Origin of the sequence: Isoptericola sp. NPDC060257 (genome assembly GCF_042726645.1) — a bacterium.
Lineage (GTDB): Bacteria > Actinomycetota > Actinomycetes > Actinomycetales > Cellulomonadaceae > Isoptericola > Isoptericola nanjingensis.
Genome location: NZ_JBHXAW010000349.1, coordinates 1 through 3,967 on the forward strand (window position 1 = coordinate 1; position 3,967 = coordinate 3,967).

A 3,967-nucleotide genomic window follows, 5' to 3' on the forward strand; every position below is an offset into this window, starting at 1 on the left:
GGCTGGAAGGCGTGTTCTACAGGGCGTCGTGGGTCCAGCGGCCGGCGACGAGCGTGCCGGCGACGGCGGTGGCGCGCAGCGCGCCGGCCAGCGCCGCCGGGTCGTGCGCCGCCGCGTCGTCGTGCGCTGCCGGCAGCGCGAGCGGGTCGACGTCGAGCAGGGCCAGGTCGGCGGGGCCGCCGACGGCGAGGTCCAGCGGCCGGCCGTCGGCGGACGCCTCGAGGGCGGCGCGCACGTCGATCCGCTGCTCCGGGTGCCAGGGCGCGCGGCCGTCACGCGACCGGGTGACGGCGGAGGCGATCGCGACCCACGGGTCGAGCGGGGCGACGGGCGCGTCCGACCCGAGGGTCAGCGGCACGCCCGCGGCACGCAGCTCTGCCAGCGGGAACGCGCGCGCGGTACGACCGGGCCACAGCTCCTCGGCGACGTCGCGGTCGTCCATCGCGTGCTCGGGCTGCACGCTCGCGGTGACGCCCAGCGCGGCGAACCGCGCCACGTCGTCGGGGCGCAGCAGCTGTGCGTGCTCCACCGACCCGCGGGCTCCGGACGCCTCGAACGCGTCGAGGGCGAGGGAGTTCGCGCGGTCGCCGATGGCGTGGATCGCGCACCGCAGGCCGGCCGCGTGCGCGCGGGCCATGAGGGGCGCGAGCCGGTCGGTCGCGATGTTGAGGATGCCGTGCGCGTCCGGGCCGGCCACACCCGCGTACTCCTCGAAGCAGAACGCCGTGAGCGTGTTGAGCGACCCGTCGCTGATCACCTTGAGCGGACCCTGCGTCACGAGGTCGGACCCCGCGGGATCCCCGAGCGGGTCCCCGTGCCGCAGCCCGGCGCCGAGCACCGCGTCCAGGTGCTGCTCCCAGACGCCGGCGCGCACGCGCAGGCCGTCCCAGCCGCCGGCCACCCGCCGGCGCCACGCGGTGAGGTTGTCCGCCACCTCGAAGTCGACGACGCCGACGACGCCGCGCGCGGCGGCCGCGCGCGCCGCGTCCACCACCAGGGCGTCCGCCACGGCGTCGTCCACCGTGACGATGCGCGGGCTGGCGGGCATCCACTCCTCCTCGCGCAGCAGGCCGGTCGGGTGCTCCGCGATGCCGAGGAAGCGCAGGCCCGCCGTCGACGCCCACGCGCTGTGCAGGTCGCCGGACAGCAGGACGACCGGCACGTCGCCGGCAACCGCGTCGAGCACCGCGGCGGTCGGGTCGTCCGGCCAGGTGGCCCACCGGAAGCCGTAGCCGACGAGCGGCGTGCCGCCGGTGGGCGGCGCCGCCCGGTCGAGGCGGTCGCGCACCAGGGCCGCGGCGTGTGCCGCGCTCGTCGCCGCCGACACGTCGAGGCGCTGGCGCACCATCGCCCACTGCGTGAGGTGCGTGTGCGCGTCCCACAGGCCGGGGACCACGGTGCGGCCGTCGACGTCGACCCGCTCCGGCACAGCGCTCACCTGCACCGGGGCGGGGGCGCCCGCCGGCGTCACCGCGGCGATCCGGCCGTCGTCGAGCAGGACGTCGACGGGCCGGTCGGGCCGGCCGGCGAGGCGGGCGTTCGTCAGGAGCAGCGCGGGCACGGGGCCCACCGTAGACGGCGGGCGTCGCGGGAGTCAGGCGCCGCCGGCGGCCTGCACGCGGAGCGCCTCGACGACCAGCGCGTGGTCGTCGGCCTGCGCCAGACCGGACACGGTGACGACACCGACGATCCCGACGCCCTCGACCCGCACGGGGAACGCGCCGCCGTGCGCGGCGTACTCCTGCAGGGGCAGCTGCTGCAGGGTGTTGAAGTCCTGACCGCTCGCCCGGGCGCGCAGGCCCACCAGGAACGACGACGCCCCGAACCGCTCCACGACGCGCACCTTCCGCTGCACCCACGAGTCGTTGTTCGCGGTGGTTCCCTCGCGCGCCGCGTGGAACACCTGCTGGGTCCCCTTGCGGACGTCGACCGTCACGGCCAGGCCGCGCTCGGTGGCGAGCTCGACGAGCAGGCAGCCGAGCTGCCACGCGTCGTCGTGCGTGAACCGGGTGAGCACGAGCTCGCGCTCCTGCTGCTCCACCTCGGCGACCAGGGCTGCGACATCCTCCGTGTTCCCCATGGGCACAGCGTCCCACGCCCGGCGCCCGGCGGGTCGTGCACGGCGCGTCCGGGAGGTCGGGCCGGCACGGGTCGGTACCGTCGCCCGGGTGACCCGACTGGTGCTCGTCCACGGCCGTGACCTCGACGGACGCGACCCGGAGTCGCTCGAGGGGGAGTGGCTCGGCGCGCTCGGCGCGGGCCTCGCGGCCGCGGGGTCCCCGCTGCGGCCGACGGACGACGACGCGTCCTTCGTCTACTACGGCGACACCCTGGAGCGGCTGGTCGACGGTGGCACGCCGCCCCCGGTGACGGTGCACGCGCTGGCCGCCGACCCGGCCGCGCTCCCCCGGCTGGTGCGCGCCCTGCCGGACGGCGAGCTGCGGTTCGTGCTCGACGTCGCGCGCGAGGTCCTCGCGGCCGCCGGGCACCGGCCCGCCGGGCACCGGCCCGCCGGTCCGTCGCCCGCCCCACCAGCCGTCGAGACGTCGGTCGAGGCGGAGGGGGTGGTCGGAGACGCCCTCGTCGACGCCCTCGTCGCGACGCTGGCCCTCGTGGACCGCTACGTTCCCGGCGTCAGCGCCGCCGTCCTGCTCACGCTGACCCGGGACGTGTACGCCTACCTGCACGACGACGCCGTCCGGCGGGTGATCGACGCGGGCCTCGCCGACGCCCTGGCCGATGCGACGTCGGCCGTCGAGCCCGCCGTCGTCGTCGCGCACTCGCTCGGCAGCGTCGTGGCGTACTCGGTGCTGTCCGCCCGCACGGGCGGACCGGACGTGCCGCTGCTGCTCACGCCGGGCTCGCCGCTCGGCATCCGGGCGGTCCGGGAGGCGGTGGAGTCCCGCGCGCCGCTGGCGTTCCCCGCGCGGGCGGGGCGCTGGGTGAGCCCCCGCGACCCGCGCGACCTGCTCGCGCTGCACGACGTCGCGCCCGACGTCTTCCCGCTGCCTGCCGGGTCGCCGGGGATCGAGGCCCTGCGCGTGACCAACCGGGCCCCGGGGTTCCACGCCGCGGCGTACCGCCTCGACGACGGTTCCTGGGCGGGCTACCTGGCGCTGCCCGAGGTCGCCGGGCCGGTCGGCGCGGCGCTGGCGTAGCGCTCGCTCGCCGTCGTGCCGCGGGACGACGACGCACCGCTACACCGCTACGTCGCGGCGCCCCGCCCGACGTCCCGCCAGCCCGGGAGCACCCGCTCCAGCGCGTCGAGGAGCTCGATCGAGCTGCCGTCCTTGCCGCCCGCTCCCAGGATCATCGGCGGGCGCTGGGGCTCGACCCGCGCGCCGCGCACCCGGTCGAGCAGCGTCAGCGGCGCGGTGAGCACGTAGAACGTGCCGTCGGTCGTGACCGCTGCCGTGCGGTCGTGCCGCAGGTACCAGCCGCGCAGCGACGTGCGCGCCGTCCCGCGCCCGCCGTACCCCTTGACCTCCAGCGGCCCGGGCACCAGCCCGGCGTCCGCCGCGGCCCGGACGAAGTCGCGCAGCAGCGCCTCCGCCTCCGTGTGCTCGGCGTCCTGCCGCGCGCGCAGACGCTCCGCCTGCACGCGTGCCGCCTCCGTGCGCTGCGCCGCCCAGTCGTCGCTCACCCGGGCATCCTCCCACCCTCGCGAGCTGTCAGGACGTGCGCCGGGTATACCGCGCGCACGTCCTGACAACTCGGGGCAGGGGCGGGTCAGAGCTCGCGCTCCGCGTAGGCGACGAGGGCGTCGCGCACGAACGTCGCGCGCTCGGTGCCGCCGTAGTTCTTCGCGAACCGCGGGTCGGCCACGTACATCTCCGCCAGGCCCACGACGTACTCCTTCGTCGGCCGCCCCCGGTCGGACCCCGGCGTGCCGGGGACGCCGCCGAGCCAGGCGGCGTGCCGGGCGGCGAGCGCCTGCGCCTCGTCGGACGTCGGGTCGACGCCGCGG

Annotated in this window: 5 protein-coding genes; 1 reads left to right on the forward strand and 4 read right to left on the reverse strand. The window is 77.5% G+C overall.

Annotation, left to right across the window (positions count from 1 at the left end; all coding sequences use genetic code 11):
- Positions 1 to 16: 16 nt before the first annotated feature.
- Together ACFWEK_RS19705 and ACFWEK_RS19710 are read right to left on the reverse strand one after the other, a co-directional pair.
- Entirely contained in the window at positions 17 to 1,561 is a 1,545-nt protein-coding gene (locus ACFWEK_RS19705) for an amidohydrolase (protein ID WP_430555138.1), read from the reverse strand.
- Positions 1,562 to 1,594: 33 nt separating this feature from the next.
- Positions 1,595 to 2,080, reverse strand: coding sequence for a heme-degrading domain-containing protein (locus ACFWEK_RS19710; protein ID WP_429765451.1), 486 nt, complete (start codon positions 2,078 to 2,080; stop codon positions 1,595 to 1,597).
- A gap of 88 nt (positions 2,081 to 2,168) precedes the next feature.
- On the opposite strand from ACFWEK_RS19710, the gene ACFWEK_RS19715 reads away from it, so the two are divergent.
- Positions 2,169 to 3,158, forward strand: a complete 990-nt coding sequence (locus tag ACFWEK_RS19715) for a hypothetical protein (RefSeq protein ID WP_430555139.1) — start codon at positions 2,169 to 2,171, stop codon at positions 3,156 to 3,158.
- 47 nt (positions 3,159 to 3,205) lie between these two features.
- Here the strand turns inward: ACFWEK_RS19715 and ACFWEK_RS19720 are convergent, their stop codons facing one another.
- Positions 3,206 to 3,643 (reverse strand): hypothetical protein, encoded by a 438-nt coding sequence (locus tag ACFWEK_RS19720; protein ID WP_430548215.1) that lies wholly within the window; start codon positions 3,641 to 3,643, stop codon positions 3,206 to 3,208.
- Positions 3,644 to 3,729: 86 nt separating this feature from the next.
- Positions 3,730 to 3,967: TipAS antibiotic-recognition domain-containing protein (locus ACFWEK_RS19725; protein ID WP_430555140.1), on the reverse strand; the 238-nt coding region annotated here is incomplete at its 5' end.

What these genes read in the sequence shown, in the direction of transcription:
- ACFWEK_RS19710 (WP_429765451.1), bottom strand. Translation starts at nt 2,080, where the DNA reads ATGGGGAACACGGAGGATGTCGCAGCCCTGGTCGCCGAGGTGGAGCAG.